The organism is Pseudonocardia sp. ICBG1293 (assembly GCF_020131355.1).
Classification (GTDB): Bacteria; Actinomycetota; Actinomycetes; order Mycobacteriales; family Pseudonocardiaceae; genus Pseudonocardia.
In genome coordinates, this window is sequence record NZ_JAHLEL010000085.1 from 72,387 (window position 1) to 92,892 (window position 20,506).

Sequence of the window (20,506 nt, forward strand, 5' to 3'; positions counted from 1 at the left end):
CAACGCTAGGTGTCCGCTGTTACGCCCGTGTGTCCCGCGCCGATCGCGCCCCACGCGACGGGCGAGTACTAGGCCGAACGGCGGTAGCCATACGTCTGTCCGGACCAGTTTCCACCTGGTGTTCTCGCTAGCGTGTCCGGATCCGCCGACCCTCGGAGCCGCCCATGACCGCCGGCCGCCGCGCGCGGGCACTGGTCGCACTCGTCCAGGTGCTCGGGCTCGCCGTGTGGTTCTCCGCGTCCGCGGTGCTGCCCGAGCTGCGCGCCGAATGGGACCTGTCCGCGACGGCCGGGGTGTGGCTGACCACGTCGGTGCAGCTCGGCTTCGCGGTGGGCGCGGTCGTCTCGGCGGTGCTGACGCTGGCCGACCGGGTCCCGCCGCAGCGGCTGCTCGCGGGCGGGGCCGCCGCGGCGGCGTCGTGCACGCTGCTGCTCGCCGCCGTCGTCGACGGCCCGGTGGCCGCGCTGGTGCTGCGGACGCTGACCGGGATGTGCCTGGCGCTCGTCTACCCGGTCGGCATGAAGATCATGACCTCCTGGTCGGGCCGGTCGCGCCGGGCCCGCGACCTCGGGGTGCTGGTCGGGGCGCTGACCCTCGGGTCGGCGCTGCCGCACCTGATCGGTGGGCTGCCCGGGCTGCCGTGGCGCGGTGTGCTCGCCGGCGCCGCGCTGTGCGGGTTCGCGGCGGCCGCGCTGGCCCGCTGGTGTCTGCGGCCCGGCCCGGCGCTCGCCCCCGCCCCGCCCCCGGACACCGGCTACGCGCTCCGGCTGCTCCGCGAGCCCGGCCCGCGCCTGGTGGTGCTCGGCTACCTCGGGCACATGTGGGAGCTGTACGCCCTGTGGACCTGGCTGGGTGCGGCGGTCGCCGGTGGCGACCCCGGACCGGCGGAGCACCTGCTGGTGTTCGTCGCGGCCGGGCTGGGGGGGAGCCGTCGGCTGCGTGTTGGGCGGCCGCGCCGCCGACCGTCACGGCCGGGTCCCGGTGATCGCGACGTCGTTGCTGGTCAGCGGCGTCTGCTGCATGGTGTCCCCGGTCGTGCTGGGTGCCGAACCGCTGTGGCTGACCGCGTTCTGCGTGCTGTGGGGTGCGGCCGCCGTCGCCGACTCCGCGGTCCTGACGACGGCGACGATCGAGGTCGCCGATCCCCGGTACACGGGCACCGCGCTGACCGTGCAGACCGCGCTGGGGTTCCTGCTCACCGTCGCCGGGATCGCGACGGTCCCGGTGGTCGCGGCCGCCGTCGGATGGCAGACCGCGCTCGTCGTGCTCGCCGTCGGACCGGCGCTGGGGCTGCCCGCGGTGCTCGCGCTGCGCCGGTACCTGCCCACCGCGGCGCCGGCCCCGTCCCCCGTTACCTTCTTGATCAAGCCCGCTGAGGGCTTGCAGGCCGCCGGCCGCGGTATGACTGACTGCCCCTGTCGCCCGATGATCTGGGGGGTGTTGTCGCCGTGGCCGGAGGGCGCCAACGACCGCTGATAGAGACCTGACCCGTGTGGTCTGCTCGTAACGTGGCTGCCGGCGCGGGTGCTCGTGGTCGGCCTGCCGCGACGAGAAGGGAGCGGCGGTTGCCCGATCCTGACCAGCACCCGACCGGGTTCGCGGTGTTCTGCGGCCTGGACGTGGGCAAGTCCGAACACCACGCCTGCGCGGTCGACACCAACGGGAAGCGGGTGCACGACAAGGCCCTGCCCAACGACGAATCGGCGCTGCGCACCGTGCTGTCCGGGCTGGCCGAGCACGGCGCGGTGCTGATGGTCATCGACCAGCCCGCCTCGATCGGAGCGCTGGCCATCGCCGTCGCTCGTGATCTGGGGATCACGGTGGCCTACCTGCCCGGGCTGGCGATGCGCCGCATCGCCGACCTGCATCCCGGGCAGGCCAAGACCGACGCCCGCGACGCCCACGTGATCGCCGAGGCCGCCCGGACGATGCCGCACACCCTGCGCCGGGTCGGCACCGACGACGAGACCCTCGCCGAACTCACTGTGCTCGCCGGTTACGACGATGACCTGGCTGGGCAGAGCACCCGGCTGACGAACCGGCTGCGCGACGCCCTGCTGCATGTTCATCCCGCCCTGGAACGCCTGCTCGGGCCACGCCTGGACCGCGGTGGCGTGCTCGACCTGCTCGCGGCCGCGCCCACCCCGCAAGCCCTGCGAGAGCTCGGCGCTGACGGGATCGCCGAGACGATGCGGGCCCGGTCGCCTCGACTGGCCCGCACCCTTCCCGCCCAGATCCTGACCTCGCTCGACGCCCAGAGCCTGACCGTTCCCGGCACGGCCGCGTTCGCCCGTGTCATCACCGGCGTCGCCGGGCAGCTGCGCCAGGTCCACACCGAACGCGACCAGCTCGCCGACGAGCTCGAAGCCCGCCTGGAGGCCCACCCTCTTGGACCGGTCCTGACCTCGATGCCCGGACTCGGGGTCAGGACCGCCATCAAGATCCTCACCATCGTCGGCGACGGCTCCGGGTTCCCCACCGCCGGGCACCTCGCCGCTTACGCCGGCCTCGCCCCAGTCACCCGCCGCTCCGGCACCTCGATCAAAGGCGAAACCCGATCCCAGCGCGGCAACCACGCCCTGAAATCCGCGCTGTTCCTGTCCGCATTCGCCGCCCTGGCCGACCCCGCCAGCCGCGCCTACTACGACCGCAAACGAGCCGCCGGCAAACGACACAACGCCGCCCTGATCTGCCTCGCCCGACGCCGCACCGACGTCATCTACGCCATGCTCCGCGACCGCCGCCCCTACAACCCGCCCACGGTCAACAACCCCGATCCAGAACTCGCCGCCGCTTGACGAACCCATAGAGACACCCCCCGCCGGCCCCGGCCGACGCGCCGACCGTCGAGTTCCCACGGACCGTGCTGGACGACCGCCCGACGGCGCCGCTGCCCCATGTCGTGGACGACCCGCCGACCGTCGAGCTGTACCGGCTGCGCCGGGTGGCGGAGCCGGACTCCTCCGACTTCGCCGACCGCCTCGCGCGGGTGCTGTCCGACCGGTCCCGGGCCGGCGCCCCGTCGGACGTCGCCCGGCCGCACGCCGTCCGGTCGAACCTCGCCGACCGTCCACCGCGACCGCCGGCAGAGGATCGGTGACCTCGCTTACCGGGTAAGCGAGTTCGCCGAGGTCACCCTGGTCGCCCGACATCGGGGGCCACCGGCGCACGACGAGGTGCACCATCGCTCACGGCTCACGGCTCACGGCTCACGGCTCACGGCTCACGGCCGGCCTGCACGGCCGACACACGGTGGTCGGCGGACCCTGGGCGCGTGGAATCGCTTACCGGGTAAGCGAGTTCGCAGACAGAGCACCCGGCGCCACGGCGGCGGAGGCCTCGGCCGCCCGGGCGATCCGCAGCAGGTCCGCGTGCTGTGCTGCCGCCTCGTCGGGCGACAGGGGATCGCCGTGCCCTGGGACGACGACCCGGGTCCCGGCGGGGGAGGGCGCCGAGCCGGCGTCGAGGAGCAGGCCCACGGCGGCCGCCCAGTCCCGGCGGTAGGAGTCCGGCCCGAACGACGGCGGTGCCCCGTTCTCCAGCAGGTCCCCGGCGAAGAGCATGCCCGCGTCCGGAACGCGCACCGCCAGGTCGTGTCCGGTGTGGGCGGGGCCGGGGTGCACGAGCTGCACGACGCGTCCGCCCAGGTCGAGCGCGTGCACGGAGCCCGGACGAGAGCAGACCGGGTGGTCGGGGAGGACCGGGACGGTGGCGGCGAGCGCATCGGCCGTCGCGGTACCCCCGGGACTGCCGGTGCCCCCGGCGTCGCGGTAGTACCGGGTCCAGTGGGCGCGCTGGGCGGCGGCCGTCGCCAGGAGTGCGCCCGCACAGCCGGCCTGGGCGTACACCGGGACGCCGGGGAACGCGGCGGTGCCGAAACAGTGGTCGAAGTGGGCGTGGGTGAGTGCCACGACGACCGGCAGGGCGGTCACCGCGCGCACCGCCGCGGCGAGCTCCGCACCCTGGGCGGTGTCGCCACGGGTGTCGATCACCAGGGCCGCGGACGTGCCGAGCACGAGGCCGGTGGTCAGGTCGAGCTCGCGGTACCGGCGGGCGAGCACCCCGTCGGCGAGCTCGAGCCAGCGCCCGTCCGACCGCTGCCCGTCCGACCGCTGCCCGTCCACCCGATGATCCTCGCGCTCAGACCGCGATCGCGGTGGACCGGCCCAGGCCGTCGGTGCCCGGGCCGAGCAGCTCCGCGGTCCCGCGGGCCACGCGCTCCGCGGTCCAGGCACAGGCCAGGGCGTCCAGGACGTCGTCGAGCCGGGCGGCCGCGGGCAGGTCACCGAGTGCGGCCGTGGGGGAGACCCACTCCGCGAGCGCCGCGATCCGCTGGCCCGCGCCGCGTGCGGTCTTCTTCGACGCGAACCCGCACGACGGCGCCATCGTGCGGAACGTCAGCTCCGGGTGCGCCTCGACCACCGACGACGGCAGCCGGACCTGCTGGAACTCGCGGATCTTCGGGACGATGTACCAGGTCTGCAGGCTGATCTTCTTCCCCGTGACGCCCTGGGCCACGGTGCAGGCGTCGGCGTAGGAGCCCGCGTCGAGCACCGCGGCGGGCGGGGTCGGGAACAGCGAGGACCGGGCCCGCCCCAGCCGCGCCGACGCGACGATCTCGGCCTCGCGACGCCGCGCCCCGGTCGGGACCGACAGCGGGATGTCGACCCCGACGACGTCGCACCCGGCCGTCGCGGTGAGCACCGCCGCGGCGTCGGGGACCACCGTCCACGTCACCTCGCGTGTGCGTCCGCTGCCATGGAGCACACACACCACCCAGCCACCCGGGACCCCGTCCACGCCGCTGATCCGCATGGGGGAGGATCGTGCCCCGTGCGCGTCTACCTGGGCAGTGACCACGCCGGTTTCGAGGTCAAGGAAAAGCTCGTCGAGTACCTGACCGAGCAGGGGATCGAGGCGATCGACGTCGGGGCTCCGACCTACGACGCCCTCGACGACTACCCCGCGTGGTGCATCGAGGCCGCGCGGCGTGTGGTCGGGGACCCGGAGTCCCTCGGCATCGTGCTGGGCGGGTCCGGCAACGGCGAGCAGATCGCCGCCAACAAGGTGCAGGGCATCCGCGCCGCGCTGGCCTGGAACGAGGCCACCGCGACGCTGGCCCGCGAGCACAACGACGCCCAGGTCATCGGCGTCGGTGCGCGGCAGCACTCGTTCGAGGAGGTCGTCGCGATCGTCGACGCGTTCCTGGCCACGCCGTTCTCCGGCGACGCGCGCCACCAGCGCCGCATCGACCAGGTCCTCGACTACGAGCGGACCGGCGAGATCGAGATCCCGGCCCCGTGACGACCGGCCCCGTGACGACCGGTGCCGTCACGTCGCCCGCCGTGACGAACCGGGGCTGAGATGCCCGAGGGACACACGCTGCACCGGCTGGCGCGACTGCACCGGAGGCTGTTCGTGCGCCGGCCGGTCGCGGTGTCCAGCCCGCAGGGCCGGTTCGCGGCGTCCGCGGCGCTGCTCGACGGCGAGGTCATGACCGGGGCCGAGGCCCACGGCAAGCACCTGTTCCACCGCTACGGCCGCGACCGCGTCGTGCACGTCCATCTCGGGCTCTACGGCACGTTCGTCGAACAGCCGCTGCCCGCGCCGGAACCGGTCGGGCAGCTGCGGATGCGGCTGGTCGGGCAGACCCACCACGCCGACCTGCGCGGGCCGACCGCCTGCGAGCTCCTCACCTCGGCAGAGGCCCGGGCGTTGCGGGCCCGGCTCGGGGCGGATCCGCTGCGTCCCGATGCCGACCCGGACACGGTCTGGGCCCGCATCTCGGCCTCGCGCAGCCCGCTCGCGACCCTGTTGATGGACCAGAAGGTGCTCGCCGGCGTCGGGAACGTCTACCGGGCCGAGGTGCTGTTCCGGCACGGTCTGGACCCGCAGCTCCCGGGCCGTGCCCTGGACCGGGCGACGTGGGACGCGATGTGGGAGGACCTGGTCGTGCTCATGCGTGACGGCGTGCGGACCGGCCGCATCGACACCGTCCGTCCCGAGCACGACCCGCGCCGCCGCGGACAGGCCGGGCGCAAGGACCGGCACGGCGGGGAGGTCTACGTCTACCGCCGCGCAGGGATGGACTGCCTCGTCTGCGGCACTCCGGTGCGCCACGCCGAGCACCAGAACCGCAACCTGTTCTGGTGCCCGGGGTGCCAGCCACCGGTGGCCTAGGGTGGCGGCCGTGGTGGAGCAGAAGCCGATCGAGTGCTGGATGACCGACATGGACGGCGTCCTCGTCCGCGAGGGCAGCATCGTCCCGGGGGCGGACACCCTGTTGTCGCGGCTGCGCGACAAGGGCGTCCCGTTCCTGGTGCTGACCAACAACAGCATCCACACCCCTCGCGACCTGCGGTACCGACTGCAGGCGACCGGTCTCGACGTGCCCGAGGAGTCCATCTGGACCTCCGCGCTCGCCACCGCCGCGTTCCTCGGGGAGCAGCGACCGCAGGGCAGCGCGTACGTGATCGGTGAGGCCGGGCTGACCACCGCGCTGCACGACATCGGCTACGTCATCACCGACCGTAACCCCGACTATGTGGTGCTCGGCGAGACCCGCACCTACAGCTTCTCCTCGATCGCGACCGCGATGCGCCTGGTCGACCAGGGGTCCCGGTTCGTCGCCACGAACCCCGACGCGACCGGCCCGTCGCCGGAGGGCATCCTCCCCGCCACCGGCTCGGTGGCCGCGATGATCTCCAAGGCGACCGGGGTCGACCCGTACTTCGTCGGCAAGCCGAACCCTTTGATGATGCGGGCCGCGCTCAACCGGCTCGGCGCGCACTCGGAGTCCACGGTCATGATCGGCGACCGGATGGACACCGACATCCTCGCCGGGCTGGAGGCCGGGATGCGGACGGTGCTGGTGCTGTCGGGCATCACCAAGGAGCACGAGATCGACCGGTTCCCGTTCCGCCCGACCCGGGTCGTCTCCTCTGTCGCGGACCTGGTCGACGAGGTGTGAGCCCGCTCCGGGGCGCCGTGACCTGCCGGGTTGCGAACTACACGGATGTGGTTCACCCTCGAACACATGTACGGAGAACTGGTGTCCTGGCAGCGGTGCGCCGGCTGCGGCGCGGAGGCCGAACTCCCCGGGGACGAGACGGCGGGCGTCGCCGTCCCGTGCCCGGACTGCCCCGGCTCGATGACCGAGGAGTTCAGCTGGGACGCGGTGGCGGCCTGAGCGCTCCGCTCAGACCTTGAACCCCAGCGCGCTGGTCTCGCCCCGGCGCAGCGCCGCCACGTGCTCGACGACCGTGGTCAGCGAGTGCAGGTCGTGGCCGTTGCGCATCGCGGAGACCAGCGCGCGCTCGGCGGCCTCGATCCCCTCGGCCGTGTCGACGATCTCGGCCAGCCGGTCGGGCGCGGCGATCAGCAGGCCGTCGTCGTCGCCGCAGACCAGATCGCCCGGGCTCACGACGAGCCCGCCGAACGACACCATCTCGTCGACGGTGCCCGGGTCGCTCGTGCTGCCCGAGGCCGGACAGGTGCCGCGGGCGAACACCGGCAGCCCGATCCCACGCAGACCGCGGACGTCGCGGACCAGCCCGTCCACGACGATCCCGGCCAGTCCGCGCCGCTTCGCCTCGGTCGCGAACAGTTCACCGGCCACCGCCCGGTGACCGCCGGCCCCGGCGACGACGAGCACCGACCCGGGACGGGCCGCGGACAGCGCGGCGAACATCGGCAGGTGATCGTCCACACAGGACACCGTCACCGCGGGCCCGGCCATCGACACGTCCGGCACCAGGGCCCGGATCGCGGGGTCCACCACGGGCAGCGACTTGTCGGCATCGCAGATGGAGGACACCTGCAGCTCGCGCAGACGGTCCAGGAGGGCGGTCATGGCCGTCATCCTGGCGCACCGTCCGCCGTTGCGCGCCGTCGAGCGTCCGCGGCACGCGCAGCGATCTCCGAGCGGCGCACCTTTCCGGCGTCGTCGCGCAGCGGATGGTCCACGAAGTCGATGCGACGTGGCTGTTTCGCCCTGCTCAGGCGCGTGTCGAGGAACTCGCGAAGATCGCTCTCGATGTCCGGTTCGGCCTGGACGACGGCATGCACGACCCGCCCGTAGTCCTCGTCCGGGAGCCCGACGACGACGGCGTCACGGACCCCGGGGTGCCCGGTCAGCGCCGCCTCCACCTCGGCCGGGTACACGTTCGCACCGCCGACGAGGATCATGTCCGACCGCCGGTCGGCCAGGTACAGGTAGCCGTCGGCGTCCAGCGAGCCCATGTCGCCGAGGGACTCCCAGCCGTCGTGCTCCCGCGGCGAGGCGCCCAGGTAGTGGTAGGTCGGCTCGCCGCCGGAGCGCATCCAGATCTCACCGGTGCGGCCCGGGGCGAGCTCGCGGCCGTCGTCGTCGCGGACGGAGATCTCGCCGCGGGTGACCCGCCCGACCGAGCCGGGGTGGGCCAGCCAGTCACGGCCGTCGATGGAGGTGCCGGCCTGCGACTCGGTGCCGGAGTAGATCTCGAACACCGTCTCCGCGCCGACCCGCTCGATCCAGCCGCGCTTGACCTCGGGCGGGCAGGGCGCACCGACGTGCAGCACGGTGCGCAGGGTGGCGGTGTCGCAGGCGGCCCAGTCGGCGTCGGGCAGGCGCAGCATCCGGCTCATCATGGTCGGCACCGCGTAGAGCCAGGTCACGCCGTACGCCGGGATCAGCGCGAGCGCGCGGGCGGCGTCGAACCGGCCCATCAGCACCACGTGGTGGCCCTGCAGCAGTGCCATCAGCGTGAACATGAACGGGGCGTTGTGGTGCAGCGGCGCGGTGCAGCCGAACACGCCGTCGCGGTCGATCCGCAGTCCGTCGGCGCGGGCCAGCACCTGCTCGACGCAGGCCGCCTGGCCGGCCACGATCACCTTCGGCGTGCCGGTGGACCCACCGGAGGTGGGGGCCTTCCAGCTGGGCCCGACGACGTCGGGCAGCGGGCCGTCGTCGTACCCGTCGGCCTCGACCGGGGCGTCGACGACGAGCGCCGGCGCGGCGACGGCGAGCACCGCCGAACGCTCGGCTACGGGCAGCCGCGCCGACAGCGGCTGCGGCACCGCGCCGATCTTCCACGCCGCGACCGAGCACTCGAGATGCGCGGCGGTGTTCGGCAGCGCGATCGACACCAGGTCCCCGCGCCGGACCCCGCGTGCGGCGAACGCCCTGGCCAGCCGGTTGGTGCGGGCGTCGAACCCCGCGCGGGTGCGCACCACACCGGTCCCGTCCGCGGTGTCCTCGGTGACCAGTGGGCGGTCCGGGTCGGCGGCGACGAGCTCGCGCAACCGGGCGGCGAGCGCGGTCGCGCCCGCGGGCACCTCGGGCTCGGGGAAGCGGGGCACGGGGGCAGGGGCGGTCATGCGGTCCTCCCGGTCGTTCCGGTGACGGCGGGGTCGAGCCGCTCGTCGTCGGGGACCGGCCCGCGGGCGAGCACGTACCGGGCCGCCGCCAGCGAGACGAGCACGATCACCAGCGAGTACCCGACGACGGGCACGATCGACCCGGTCGCGGCCAGCAGCGACTGCCCGACCAGCGGGGCGGTGCCGCCGAACAACGTGCCGGCCAGCGCGTAGGACAGCGAGATCGCGGTGTAGCGCATCCGCGCGGGGAACGCCTCGGCCAGCATCCCGGCCAGGATGGCGTAGTACATCGTGTGCGGCAGCGTCGCGAGCGCCATGCCCAGCGCGGCCAGCCCGAAGCTCCCGGTGGAGATCAGCCAGAACATCACCGGGAACAGCGGGAGCTCGATCAGCAGCAGTGCGGTGACGACCTTCCGCGGGTTCCACCAGGTGGCCATGAACGCCCCGAGCGGCTGCGTGAAGAACTGCACGGTGGAGCTGATCAGCACGACGTTGAGGAACACCTGCCGGTCGAAACCGAGGTCGTTGACCGCCCAGGACAGGGCGAACGTGTTCTTGAAGTACGCGGCCGCGGCGACCAGCGCGCAGGCGCCGACCGAGACGACCACCAACATGGTCCGTTCCCGGAGCAGCTCCGCGAGCGGGAACCGCGCCGTCGTGCCGCGTGCCCGCATCGCGACCAGCGCAGGGCTCTCCTCGATCCGCAGCCGGATCACCAGCCCGACCACGACCAGCGCCGCGGACACGAGGAACGGCACCCGCCACCCCCAGGAGAGGAAGGCGTCCTCCGGCAGCATCGCGACGAGCGCGAACGAGCCGGTGGCGAGCATCTGGCCGGCCGGACTGCCCTGCTGGGCGAAGGCTCCGTAGAGGATCCGGCGGTTCTTCGACGCGTGCTCCGAGGCGATCAGCACCGCGCCGCCCCACCCGCCGCCGACCGCGAGGCCCTGCACCAGACGGGCCACGACGAGCAGGACCGGTGCCAGGACGCCGATGTCGTCGTAGACCGGCAGCAGCCCGATCGCGAGCGTGGAGACCCCCATCAGCAGCAGCGTCGCGACCAGGGCGGTCTTGCGGCCGAGCCGGTCGCCGAGATGACCGAACACGATCCCGCCGATGGGCCGGGCGAGGAACCCGACCCAGAACGTCGCGAACGAGGCCAGCACCCCCGCGGCGGGGGAGGCGTTCGGGAAGAACAGCGGTCCCAGCACCAGCGCGGCGGCGGTGCCGTAGATGTAGAAGTCGTACCACTCGATGGTGGTGCCGACGAACGAGGCGATCCCCGCCTTGCGGCGCATCGACGGTGTGCTCGTGCTCAACCCGGTGCCCCCTTGCACTCGTCGTGGAGCGACGGTCGCGCGCCCACGCCGTCGTGACCGCCGCCACGCAACGGTAGAACAGCATTGCGACGCCATCGGGACGCTCTGGCTTCCGTTCCTGTCGACCGGTCGACATGATGGCGCGGTGGAGCTACGGCAGCTGGAGTCGTTCGTCGTCGTCGCCGAGGAGCTGCACTTCGGGCGGGCCGCGGCCCGGTTGCAGGTCTCGGGACCGCCGCTGTCCCAGCAGATCCGCAGGCTCGAACGTGAGGTCGGCGCGACGCTGTTCGACCGGCACACCCGTGCCGTCGCGCTCACCCCGGCGGGCACGGCGTTCCTGCCCCGGGCCCGTCGTGCCCTCGCCGCCGCGGACGAGGCGAAGGATGCCGCGCGCGAGGCCGCCGCGGGCGGAACCGGGTCGGTCCGGCTCGGGTTCGCCGGGCCCAGCTCGAACGCGTGGCTGTACCGGACCGCCCGCCGTTTCCGCGCGCAGCGCCCCCGCGCCCGGCTGGTGCTGGTCACCGGCCGGTTCTCCGGCGAGCTGGCCGAGGACCTGCGCGCCGACCGGGTCGACGCCGCGTTGATCCGCACCCCGGTCGACGCCGACGGTCTGGTCGTGCACGAGATCGACCAGCACCGGCTCGTCGCCGCGCTGCCCGAGGAGCACCCGCTCGCCGGGCGGGAGGTGATCGACCTCGCCGAGCTGGCCCACGACCCGTTCGTCGCCTACCCGGCGCGCCGGATGGCCGTCATGCGGACCTCGGTCGACGCCGCGTGCCTGCACGCCGGGTTCCTGCCGCGCATCGAGCAGGAGGCCCCCGAGACCCACACCCTGCTGTCGCTGGTGGGCGCCGGTGTCGGGGTGGGGCTGGCGCTGGAGGCGACGGCCGAGCTGCGCACGCCGGGGGTGGCGCTGGTGCCGCTGACCGATCCGCCGGAGGTGCCGCTGGCGCTGGCATGGAAGGCCGGTGCGGTGAACCCGGTGCTGGCGGCGCTGCTGCAGGCGGCCGGTGTGGGTGGGGCGGCCGTGCGGGGTGTCGGGTCGGTCTGACACCCCGCACGGCCGCGCCTGCTCAGCCGGCACCCCCCGGGCCGGCTCGCCCACCTCGACCGGAATCCCTCCTGTCGGACCGCCACGTCGTGGCGGCATGATGGACGGTGCCGCCTCACGTCGCGTCAGGTGCACGCCCCGGCCGGGGCGGGCCCGTGCGACACGCCGGGCCCCGCGCCACGCCGGTCACGGATTCACCCCTGCGAGTGGTCGGCTCCCCTCCACGGACCGGTCGGCCGATCACTCTGCGCGTCGGCCGCCCCGGACGTGAGGACGGAGGGTGTCCGGCGTCCTGGGAGAACCCGCTCCGTCCGTTTCACACCACACTTTCGGCACCCGTGGTCACCAGGTCACTCGTTGGTGTCGCGGCCGTATCCCCGCCGGTGAGCGGCTGCCTACTGTCCGCTTGCCGCGACGCACAGGCGTCCCGGTGGTGCTCACGGGAATCGTGAGACACGTCCGTCCCACCGGACACGATCGGGGAGAAAGACATGCGCAGGAAGCTCGCGGTCACCGGCGTCGCCGTCATCGCCACCATGGTCGCCTTCAGCCCGCTGGCGTCGGCTGCGCCCGCGCCGAAGGACGACGACGGTGACTCCTTCGTCCAGGACGTCGGCAACACCCGGGGCGACCAGTTCGGCCTGGTGAACCTGGACGACGTCAACGTCCTCAACAACGCCAACATCTGCCCGGGAGTGAGTGCGGCCCTGGGCAACGTCCTCGGGATCCTCGGCGGCGGTGCGGCGCAGAACCGCGACAACCCGACGTCCTGCGACTGACGCCGACGGTGACCTCCGCCCCCTGCCTCCCGCCGCCACGGGACGCAGGGGGCGGTTCCGTCCCGTACGGCGCCGGCCGGCCGGGACACGGGGCTCAGTGGAAGACGTACTCCGACGGCTCGACGCGACGGGTGAGCTCGTCGTACTCGCGCATGTAGCCGGGCCAGTTGGTGACGATCCGCCCGGTGTCGTCGCGGTACCAGGAGTCGCACCGGGTCCACGCGGTACCGGGGAAGCGGGCCTGCACCTGCTCGTCGTAGGCCTGCTCGACCTCGGCGCGGACCTCCACACCGGACGCTCCGCGACGGGCCGCCTCCTGCAGGGCCTCCCGGACGTAGCGGACCTGGTGTTCCAGGTACCGGATGATCGAGCCGCCGGAGGTGTTGGTGTTCGGTCCGTAGAGCACGAACAGCGAGGGGAAGCCGGGCACCGTCATCCCCAGGTAGGCGTGCGCGCCCTCGGACCACTCGGTGCGCAGCGACCGCCCGCCGGGGCCGGTGATCTCCATCGGGAACATGAAGTCGGTCGCGGCGAAACCGGTGCCCCAGATGATCGTGTCGACCTCGTGCAGCGTGCCGTCCTCGGTCCGGACGCCGGACGGCTCGACCGCCGCGATCCGCGACGTCTCGACCTCGACGTTGGGCCGCTGCAGCGCGGGCAGCCAGTGCGAGCTGAACAGGATGCGCTTGCAGCCGAAGGTGTAGTCCGGCCACACCTTGCGCCGTACCTCCGGGTCGCGCAGCTGGGCCCGCATGAACAGCGTCGAGTACAGCCGGCCCAGCCGTCCCCAGGTGGCGGGGTGCCGGATCATCAGCGTCAGCGCCTCGCAGTACTCGGTGATGAACCGGCGCCGCGCGGCCTGCAGGCCGGGCACCCGCGCGATCGCGGTCCGCCACCACGCGGGGAACCGGCGGTTGCGCCGCGGCAGGAACCAGTTGCCGGACCGCTGGAACACCGTCATGTGCCCCACCTCGGGGGCGATGGCCGGCACGAACTGCACGGCACTGGCCCCGGTCCCGATCACGGCGACGCGACGTCCGCGCAGGTCGTGGTCGTGGTCCCAGCGCGTGGAGTGGAACATCGTCCCGGTGAACGAGTCGACCCCGGGCAGGTCGGGGGAGACCGGGCGGTTCAGCTGCCCGGTCGCGACGATCAGCACGTCGGGGGCCCAGGTGCGGCCGTCCTCGGCGGTGACCGTCCACGGCCCGTCGACGGTGTCGCGCCGGGCGTCGACGACCCGGACGCCGGTCTGCACCAGCTCGTCGATCCCGAACTCGGTGGCGACCCCGCGCAGGTAGGCGAGGATCTCCGGCTGCGGGGAGCACAGCCGCGACCAGTCGGTGCGCTGGGCGAACGAGTAGGAGTACAGGTGGCTCGGCACGTCGCACGCGGCGCCCGGGTAGGTGTTGTGCAGCCACGTGCCACCGATCCCGTCGGCGGCGTCGACGATCGTGACGTCGCGGATGCCGTGGGCCCGCAGCTCCCGGCGGCGGCGATCCCTCCGAACCCCGCTCCGACCACGAGAACGCTCGGCTCGTGCATGGGACCTCCCTGTCGCCTGCGTGCACCGGTGATCACCGTAGCGACGTGGCCGGGGGCTCCGGGTGCCCGTCCCGGCCCGAGCGGGCCGTCGCGGTTCCGGGGCCCGCCCGGCGCGGTGGTCTGCGAGGTCACACCGGGCGTCCGTGCGTCCCGGCCCGTCGTGGAGCACAGTGGAGGGTGAACGGCCGACAGCGGGCCGGCCGGGAACGGAGCACAGTGATGAGCACCGTCGTCGTCGGCGTGGACGGATCGGACGCGGCCCTGGACGCCGTCGCGTGGGCGGCCCGGGAGGCCGCCGCCCGGCATGCCGACCTCCTGCTCGTGCAGGCCTTCGACGTCGCCCGGCTCTACGCCGACGCCGCCGTCGCCCCCCTGCTCGACGACGTGGAGGAGTCCATCCGGACCGAGGCCCGCGCGACCCTCGACGCGGCCCGGGCCGCCGCCGAGGCCGCTGCCCCCGGGGTGCAGGTCACCCACGCGGAGGACCGGCGGGCTCCGTCGGTGGCGCTGGTCGAGCGCTCGCACGGTGCCGAGCTGCTGGTGCTCGGGTCGGCCGGTCGCGGTGCGATGGGTACCGCGCTGGGGTCGGTGACCCTGTCGGTGGCCTCGCACGCCCACTGCCCGGTCGTCGTCGTGCGCGGTGCCCCGGCGGAGGGACCCGTACTGGTCGGTGTCGACGGCGGTCCGCTGTCCGACGCGGCCCTGGAGCACGCGTTCGCGGTCGCCTCCGAGCACGGCACCGGCCTGGTCGCGCTCTACGCCTGGCACGACGGCCGCTCCCCTGCGCTGCGTGCGGCCGGGGCCTTCGACCGGCTGCGCGATGCCGAGGAGCGTGCCCTCGCCGAGCGGCTCGCGGGCTGGTCCGAGCGCTATCCCGACGTCGCGGTGGAGCGGGTGATCGAGCGTGAGGAGCCGGGACGGGCGCTGGCCCGGCGCAGTGGTGCGGCGCGGCTGGTCGTCGTCGCCACCCGCGGCCGTGGCGGGTTCAGCGGGCTGCTGCTGGGCTCGACCGGGCTCGCCCTGGTCCAGCGCGCCGACTGCCCGGTGATGCTGGTCGGGCCGGCCGCTACGACCTGAGCGCCGGGTCCAGCGCGGCGGTGAGCTCGGCGACGCCGACGTCGCCGCGGTAGCGCTCGCCGTTCACGAACAACGTCGGCGTCCCCCGTACGCCCGAGCGCACGGCCGCGTTGAACCCCGCCTCCACCCGGTCCTCGGCGAGCCGGGTCGCCGGCCAGACGACCCGGTCCGGCCGCACCCCGGCGGCGACGGCGTGCTCCCGCAGCTCCTCCTGCCGCAGCCGCGGCGGTCCGGGGGCGAACAGGGTGTCGTGCATCTCCCAGAACCGGCCGTCGAACCCGGCCATCTCCGCGGCCAGCGCCGCCGCGATGGCGTGCGGGTGCACCTCGTGCAGCGGGAAGTGCCGGAAGACGAAACGCAGCCGCTCGCCGAACCGGGCCCGGACCTCCTCCAGGACGGGCGCCGCGTCGCGGCAGTAGGGGCATTCGAAGTCGCCGTACTCCACCAGGGTCAGGTCGGCCTCCGGCGGCCCCAGGACGTGGTCGTACGGTCCGACGGGCGGGTCCAGACTGATGGCGGTCTCCTCATCGCAACCGGCACGGGGCAGGATCAGCGCATGGCGGTGGTGACCCTAGCCGAGCGCGGCGACCTCTCCGATGCCGCGAGGCGGTTCCTCGGGACGGAGTCCGGATCGGCCGTCCTCCTGGTGGGCGCGGCCGTCGTCGCACTGGTGTGGGCCAATCTCGGCGCCGGGTACGAGTCGTTCTGGCACACCGGTCTGGCCGTGTCCTTCGGCGACACCGCGCTCGACCTCGACCTGCGGCACTGGGTCAACGACGGCCTGATGGTGCTGTTCTTCCTGTCGGTCGGGCTGGAGATAGCCCGCGAGACGACGCTGGGGGAGCTGCGCGGCTTCCGTGCCCTGGCCGCACCGGCCGCGGCCGCGCTGGGTGGACTCGTCGTGCCCGCCCTGTTCTTCCTCGCGCTCAACGCCGGCGGTGAGGCGGCGGGGGCCTGGGGCATCGCGATCTCCACCGACACCGCGGTGATGCTCGGGGTGCTGGCCCTGCTCGGGCCGCGCTGCCCGGACCAGCTGCGGGTGTTCCTGCTGGCCCTGGCCATCGTCGACGACATCGGCGCGGTCCTGGCGATCGCGTTGTTCTACACCGACGAGGTCGACCTGCTCGCACTGCTGCTCGCCGTCGTGCTGCTCGCCGGGCTGCTGGCGCTGCGCTGGGTGCGGTTCTGGCGGACGCCGTTCTACGCGGTCGTCGGGATCCTGTGCTGGGTCGCGGTGCTGCGCTCGGGGGTGCACCCGAGCGTCGTCGGCGTCGCCCTCGGGCTGCTGGTCAACGCCTACGCACCGCGCCGCACCGAGATGGTCGAGGCGGTGCGGATCGGCAAGAACTTCCTGCTCGACCCGACCCCGGAGCGGGCCCGCACCGCCCGCGCGGTCGCGGTCGCCGCCGTCTCGCCGAACGAGCGGCTGCAGCAGGCGATCCAGCCGTGGAGCAGCTACGTCATCGTGCCGCTGTTCGTGCTCGCCAATGCCGGGGTGGTGCTGTCGTCGGAGACCCTGTCGGCCGCGGCGACGTCGATGCTCACCTGGGGCATCGTGCTCGGCCTGGTCGTGGGCAAGCCGATCGGCGTCGCCGCCGCGACCTGGATCGCGCTGCGCACCGGGCTGGGTCGGGTGCCCGACACGCTGCGCTGGGGGCAGCTCATGGGCGGTGCCGCGCTGTCGGGCATCGGGTTCACCGTGGCCCTGTTCGTCACCGAGCTCGCGCTCACCGACGAGCTGCTCATCGCCGAGGCCAAGATCGGGATCCTGACCGGTTCGGTGCTGGCCGCCCTGTCGGGCTGGCTGGTCTTCCGGCTGGCGGGGGAGCGGGGCGGGCAGTGCGCCCCGAGCGGGCTGCCGACCCTGCCGCCGCGGCCGTGGCGCCCGGTCGACTGAGCTCCGTGGTCCTACGGAGGTCCGTCGGCTCCACACGGGCCAGGGTGGCGGGGAACCGAGGAGAGGGGACTCCCGTGTCCAGCGCACTGCGCGCCATCCCGGTGGGGCTGCTCGCCGGGCTCTGCGCGACCGTCGTCGCCTGGTTCCTGATCGGCGACGTCAGCCCCGCACCCGATCTCGCCGGCGGGATCCGGGCCTACGACCCGCCCGTACTGCCGTGGCCGGTCGGCGTGCTCGCCGGGGCGGGACTGGTGGCCTGCGCCGCCGCGGTCGTCCGGCGGTGGGCCGTGGCGTCACCGGTGGTGCTGTGCGTCCTGGCGGGCCTGCTGGTCGGCTGGGCCGGGCGGGTCATGACGGCCGCGTCGATCGGCGCGAACATCGGCGGTGGCCTGATGCTGCTGATCGGGTTGCCGCTGGCCGGGATCCTGGTCCTGGTCGCGGTGGTGACCGCGCTGGTCGTCGCCCGGCGGGCTCAGAGGGACGCGAGGATGTCGAAGCCCGACCCGTCGGCGACGGCCATGTAGATGCGCTGCTCGGCGCGGCCGTCGCGCGCGGTCACCGGTCCGCGCGGGCCGACGTAGCAGCACCGTCCGGCGGCCTCGGCCAGCCGGATCGCGTCGGTGGTGCCGACCCGGTTCGCCAGGGCGGCGAGGACCCCGACGCCCTCGTAGCAGGACTCGCCGGGAGCACACGGCAGCGGGGCGCCGGGGCCGAACCGGCGGGCGTAACGGGCACCGAAGGCCAGACTCTCCGCGGTCGGCAGCGCCTCGAAGTAGCCCGCGGCGGTGAACACGTCCTGCGATGAGCCCGCCCCGGTGGAGGCGAGCATGCTCTCGTCCATCAGCGGGGAGAACCGGGCGAAGCGGCCCTCCAGCCCGCGCCGGGCGAACTCCTGGTGGAAGGCGACGGCGTCGGAGCCGACCAGCAGCGTCAGGACGCCGTCGACGTCGGTGCGGGCCAGGTCGTCGAGCACCGCCCGGTGGTCGGAGGTGCCGCGCGGGACGAACCGGGTGTGGTCCAGCGTCGGGCCGGTCGGGCCGTCCAGGGCGCAGCGGGTCCGCGCGAGCGACCGGTGGGGCCACCGGTAGTCGTTACCGATCACCGCCCAGCGCCGGACCCCGATCTCCGCGGCCATCCACCGCAGCGCCGGGGTCAGCTGGATGTCCGGGGTCTCACCGATCGGGACGACCCCCGGGGTGGTCTCGCCGCCCTCGTAGAGCGCGGTGAACACGTAGGGCGCCAGCCCGCGCAGCGCCGCTGCGAGCCGCACCCGCACCGGGGAGATGTGCCAGCCGACGACGGCGTCGATCGCCCCGGTCCGCGCGGCCTGCGCGACCGTGGTCGCGACCTGTTCCGGAGCTCCCGACCCGTCGAGGATCCGCAGGCGGACGGGCCGGTCGAGGACCCCGCCCGCCGCGTTCAGCTCCTCCACGGCCAGCCGGGCGCAGAGGATGCACGAGGGACCGTAGATCGCGTCGGAGCCGGCCGAGGGCACGACGAGGCCGACGGTGAACGACGGGCTCGCGGTCGACGGCATCGGAGTCACCCCCCCAGGCCTCGAGGACCGGAACGCCGGCGCGGTGCGGGGTGTTCCCGGCGTCACACCCGTACCCCCGTGGCCGCGCGAAAGCTGCAGGTCGGCGGCGGGGTCGGGCCGCTGCCGGCGGTGGTTCGGCAGGTCGGCGGCGGTGCCACACCTCCGGGTGATCGCGGAGGGGCCCGGGTTGTCCGGTTCCCGGCCGGGGGCTGGCAGGGTGGCCGGCACACCGCGGACCCTCGTCCGGCGGTACCGGAACGCGGCCACCGTGTGCCGCGGTCCCGAGGAGAGGAACTCGATGTCGCAGCCGTACGCCGGTGGCTCCGCGCCCACACCGCCCGACAGCAGCCGGATCGCAGCGATCCTGGCCCACCTGTCCGCGCCGATCGCCGCGGTGCTGAGTGCCGGACTGTTGAGCCTGGTCGGCCCGCTGCTGGTCTGGTTGGTCAAGAAGGAGGACCCGTTCGCGCGCCGGGCCGCGGCGGGGGCGTTCAACTTCAACCTGACGTTCTGGGTGCTCTTCATCGTCAGCTGGATCCTGATCTTCACCGTGGTCGGCATCGTCGTGGCGATCCCGCTCATGATCGTGCTGTTCGTGGTGTCGGCGTGGTGCCACATCAAGGGAGCGGTGCGGGCGTCGAACAACCGGACCTACGACTACCCCTTCCAGCTCCGGGTGCTGTCCTGACACCGCGCCGCGATCGTCCGTAGTGGAAGCGCCCGGCGCGGACCCGGACGCGTCCCGCGGGCCCGGCGCGGCCGCCGGTGGGCCCGCGTGCGTCGAGGTGGGGCGTACTGTTCGTGCAGTCCACCGCCGACCTCGCCCCGGGTGGCACACGTGAAGGCACGGAACCCCCTCGACGCCGTACGCGATCGACTGCGGCTCCCCCCGGCGTCGGGAGGGCGGCCCGGGACCTCCGCGGACCGGCTGGTCCCGTACGACGACGCCGTACAGGCCCTCGGTCGTGACGGCGACATGGTGGAGTACCCCGACGACGTCCGCGTCGAGCGGATCGTCGGCACCGTCGGACGGGCCGACGACTTCGACGCCGAGTTCCGGCTGCGCAACCCGCAGCTGCGCGCACGGTGGGACGCGGTCGCCGAGCTGATGGCCCGGCCGGGCCAGGTGGTCGCGCGGGTCGAGCTGCTGCGGCTGGGGGAGATGTACTTCGTCGTCGACGGTCACCACCGGGTGTCGGTCGCCCGGGCACGCGGTGTCGTCGCCGTCCCGGCCCGTGTCCGATGGGTCTGCACCGTCGCCTACGCGATGGCGTGCCTGCGTGCGATGCACCTGCCCAGCAAGGCCGCCGAGCGTGAGTTCCTCAGCCGCATCCCGCTGCCCGACCCGGTCCGGACCGAGCTGTGGCTCGACCGCACCGCGGACTGGATGCGGCTGGCCGACGCCGCCGAGGCGTGGGCCTTCCGCGAGACCCTGCGCGGCGCACCGCTGCCCGACCGCCACACTCTGGCCGCACGCTGGTGGGAGGACGAGGTGACCCCGCTGGTGCACCACCTCCGCCGGGCGGGCGTCGGGGTCGGCCTGCGTGACATCCAGCTCTACGCGGCCGCGACGGCCGCCTGCGACCGACGTGGCGCGAGCCGCTGGCCCTCGGTGGCCCCCTGAGGAGGGACCTGTCGGAGGTCGTGGTCGCACGTTCGGCCGACGACGTCCTGGTCCGCCGGACACCCGGCACGACGCCGGCGCGGGTACCCCGCTGTCGGCGGCCGCTGTCGGCCGCATCGTGAACGCCGCTCGCGGCGACGTTTCCGCTGGTCGGGGTGGCGGGATTTGAACCCACGGCCCCTCGCTCCCAAAGCGAGTGCGCTACCAAGCTGCGCCACACCCCGTCGTACGCAGTGTATCCCCGGCCCCGCCCGGTCCGGCCGCCCCGTCGTGCCCGGGTGTGTCCCGCGCGACAACACGGAGGCGTTGATCCGTTCGCCGCC

Annotated in this window: 22 protein-coding genes, 1 tRNA gene and 1 pseudogene; 15 read left to right on the forward strand and 9 right to left on the reverse strand. The window is 73.9% G+C overall.

Translation table 11 applies throughout. From position 1 onward, the window contains the following. Window positions 1-164: 164 nt before the first annotated feature. From KPF47_RS36945 to KPF47_RS36960, 4 genes and pseudogenes are all read left to right on the forward strand, one after another. Window positions 165-803: pseudogene (locus tag KPF47_RS36945) on the forward strand (MFS transporter); the annotation flags it as partial. Between the two features lie 136 nt (window positions 804-939). After that, the gene (locus tag KPF47_RS36950) at window positions 940-1,476 is read left to right on the forward strand and encodes an MFS transporter (protein ID WP_308015606.1); all 537 of its coding nucleotides are present in this window, start codon (window positions 940-942) and stop codon (window positions 1,474-1,476) included. Between the two features lie 89 nt (window positions 1,477-1,565). Then, the gene (locus KPF47_RS36955; protein ID WP_224386690.1) at window positions 1,566-2,798 is read left to right on the forward strand and encodes an IS110 family transposase; all 1,233 of its coding nucleotides are present in this window, start codon (window positions 1,566-1,568) and stop codon (window positions 2,796-2,798) included. A gap of 65 nt (window positions 2,799-2,863) precedes the next feature. Continuing rightward, the gene (locus KPF47_RS36960; protein WP_224393004.1) at window positions 2,864-3,100 is read left to right on the forward strand and encodes a hypothetical protein; all 237 of its coding nucleotides are present in this window, start codon (window positions 2,864-2,866) and stop codon (window positions 3,098-3,100) included. Between the two features lie 184 nt (window positions 3,101-3,284). Here KPF47_RS36960 and KPF47_RS36965 read toward each other — a convergent pair whose 3' ends face one another. Next, window positions 3,285-4,124, reverse strand: coding sequence for an MBL fold metallo-hydrolase (locus KPF47_RS36965; RefSeq protein WP_224393005.1), 840 nt, complete (start codon window positions 4,122-4,124; stop codon window positions 3,285-3,287). A 16-nt stretch (window positions 4,125-4,140) separates the two neighbouring features. Further along, window positions 4,141-4,815 carry a DUF429 domain-containing protein gene (locus KPF47_RS36970; protein ID WP_224393006.1) on the reverse strand — a complete coding sequence of 225 codons (675 nt, stop codon included), beginning with the start codon at window positions 4,813-4,815 and terminating at the stop codon, window positions 4,141-4,143. Between the two features lie 18 nt (window positions 4,816-4,833). Here KPF47_RS36970 and KPF47_RS36975 point away from each other — a divergent pair, with 18 nt between their 5' ends. From KPF47_RS36975 to KPF47_RS36990, 4 genes are all read left to right on the forward strand, one after another. After that, window positions 4,834-5,304 (forward strand): ribose-5-phosphate isomerase, encoded by a 471-nt coding sequence (locus KPF47_RS36975; protein WP_224393007.1) that lies wholly within the window; start codon window positions 4,834-4,836, stop codon window positions 5,302-5,304. Between the two features lie 60 nt (window positions 5,305-5,364). Next, window positions 5,365-6,180 carry an Fpg/Nei family DNA glycosylase gene (locus KPF47_RS36980; RefSeq protein WP_224393008.1) on the forward strand — a complete coding sequence of 272 codons (816 nt, stop codon included), beginning with the start codon at window positions 5,365-5,367 and terminating at the stop codon, window positions 6,178-6,180. 49 nt (window positions 6,181-6,229) lie between these two features. After that, window positions 6,230-6,970, forward strand: coding sequence for an HAD-IIA family hydrolase (locus KPF47_RS36985; RefSeq protein WP_224393188.1), 741 nt, complete (start codon window positions 6,230-6,232; stop codon window positions 6,968-6,970). 81 nt (window positions 6,971-7,051) lie between these two features. Then, window positions 7,052-7,189, forward strand: a complete 138-nt coding sequence (locus KPF47_RS36990; protein WP_224393009.1) for a hypothetical protein — start codon at window positions 7,052-7,054, stop codon at window positions 7,187-7,189. Window positions 7,190-7,198: 9 nt separating this feature from the next. Here KPF47_RS36990 and KPF47_RS36995 read toward each other — a convergent pair whose 3' ends face one another. From KPF47_RS36995 to KPF47_RS37005, 3 genes are read right to left on the reverse strand one after another with little or no spacing between them, the layout of a single operon-like run. Beyond that, window positions 7,199-7,852, reverse strand: a complete 654-nt coding sequence (locus KPF47_RS36995) for an RraA family protein (RefSeq protein ID WP_224393010.1) — start codon at window positions 7,850-7,852, stop codon at window positions 7,199-7,201. Window positions 7,853-7,857: 5 nt separating this feature from the next. Next, complete coding sequence (locus KPF47_RS37000) at window positions 7,858-9,357, reverse strand: AMP-binding protein (protein WP_224393011.1); 1,500 nt, start codon at window positions 9,355-9,357, stop codon at window positions 7,858-7,860. Continuing rightward, window positions 9,354-10,676 (reverse strand): MFS transporter, encoded by a 1,323-nt coding sequence (locus tag KPF47_RS37005; RefSeq protein WP_224393012.1) that lies wholly within the window; start codon window positions 10,674-10,676, stop codon window positions 9,354-9,356. Before KPF47_RS37005 ends, KPF47_RS37000 begins: the two co-directional genes overlap by 4 nt. A gap of 145 nt (window positions 10,677-10,821) precedes the next feature. Here KPF47_RS37005 and KPF47_RS37010 point away from each other — a divergent pair, with 145 nt between their 5' ends. Both KPF47_RS37010 and KPF47_RS37015 read left to right on the forward strand, forming a co-directional pair. Then, window positions 10,822-11,727, forward strand: a complete 906-nt coding sequence (locus KPF47_RS37010) for a LysR family transcriptional regulator (protein ID WP_224393013.1) — start codon at window positions 10,822-10,824, stop codon at window positions 11,725-11,727. Window positions 11,728-12,218: 491 nt separating this feature from the next. Next, window positions 12,219-12,506, forward strand: a complete 288-nt coding sequence (locus KPF47_RS37015) for a hypothetical protein (protein WP_224393014.1) — start codon at window positions 12,219-12,221, stop codon at window positions 12,504-12,506. 94 nt (window positions 12,507-12,600) lie between these two features. Here KPF47_RS37015 and KPF47_RS37020 read toward each other — a convergent pair whose 3' ends face one another. Then, window positions 12,601-13,887, reverse strand: coding sequence for an NAD(P)/FAD-dependent oxidoreductase (locus KPF47_RS37020; protein ID WP_224393015.1), 1,287 nt, complete (start codon window positions 13,885-13,887; stop codon window positions 12,601-12,603). Between the two features lie 380 nt (window positions 13,888-14,267). On the opposite strand from KPF47_RS37020, the gene KPF47_RS37025 reads away from it, so the two are divergent. Then, window positions 14,268-15,125, forward strand: coding sequence for a universal stress protein (locus tag KPF47_RS37025; protein WP_224393016.1), 858 nt, complete (start codon window positions 14,268-14,270; stop codon window positions 15,123-15,125). Here KPF47_RS37025 and KPF47_RS37030 read toward each other — a convergent pair. After that, complete coding sequence (locus tag KPF47_RS37030; RefSeq protein ID WP_308015607.1) at window positions 15,115-15,678, reverse strand: DsbA family protein; 564 nt, start codon at window positions 15,676-15,678, stop codon at window positions 15,115-15,117. The two genes, KPF47_RS37025 and KPF47_RS37030, sit on opposite strands and share 11 nt — an antisense overlap. 3 nt (window positions 15,679-15,681) lie before the next feature. Between KPF47_RS37030 and nhaA the strand changes: the two genes are divergently transcribed. Next, the gene (nhaA, locus tag KPF47_RS37035) at window positions 15,682-17,022 is read left to right on the forward strand and encodes a Na+/H+ antiporter NhaA (RefSeq protein WP_224393017.1); all 1,341 of its coding nucleotides are present in this window, start codon (window positions 15,682-15,684) and stop codon (window positions 17,020-17,022) included. Window positions 17,023-17,096: 74 nt separating this feature from the next. Continuing rightward, entirely contained in the window at window positions 17,097-17,546 is a 450-nt protein-coding gene (locus tag KPF47_RS37040; protein ID WP_224393018.1) for a hypothetical protein, read from the forward strand. Here the strand turns inward: KPF47_RS37040 and KPF47_RS37045 are convergent. Further along, window positions 17,495-18,559, reverse strand: coding sequence for a substrate-binding domain-containing protein (locus tag KPF47_RS37045; protein WP_224393019.1), 1,065 nt, complete (start codon window positions 18,557-18,559; stop codon window positions 17,495-17,497). The two genes, KPF47_RS37040 and KPF47_RS37045, sit on opposite strands and share 52 nt — an antisense overlap. A 298-nt stretch (window positions 18,560-18,857) precedes the next feature. On the opposite strand from KPF47_RS37045, the gene KPF47_RS37050 reads away from it, so the two are divergent. Continuing rightward, window positions 18,858-19,247, forward strand: coding sequence for a DUF4870 domain-containing protein (locus KPF47_RS37050; protein WP_224393020.1), 390 nt, complete (start codon window positions 18,858-18,860; stop codon window positions 19,245-19,247). A 150-nt stretch (window positions 19,248-19,397) separates the two neighbouring features. Continuing rightward, entirely contained in the window at window positions 19,398-20,183 is a 786-nt protein-coding gene (locus KPF47_RS37055) for a hypothetical protein (RefSeq protein WP_224393021.1), read from the forward strand. Between the two features lie 147 nt (window positions 20,184-20,330). Here KPF47_RS37055 and KPF47_RS37060 read toward each other — a convergent pair. After that, window positions 20,331-20,407 (reverse strand) — tRNA-Pro (locus KPF47_RS37060). Window positions 20,408-20,506 lie beyond the last annotated feature (99 nt).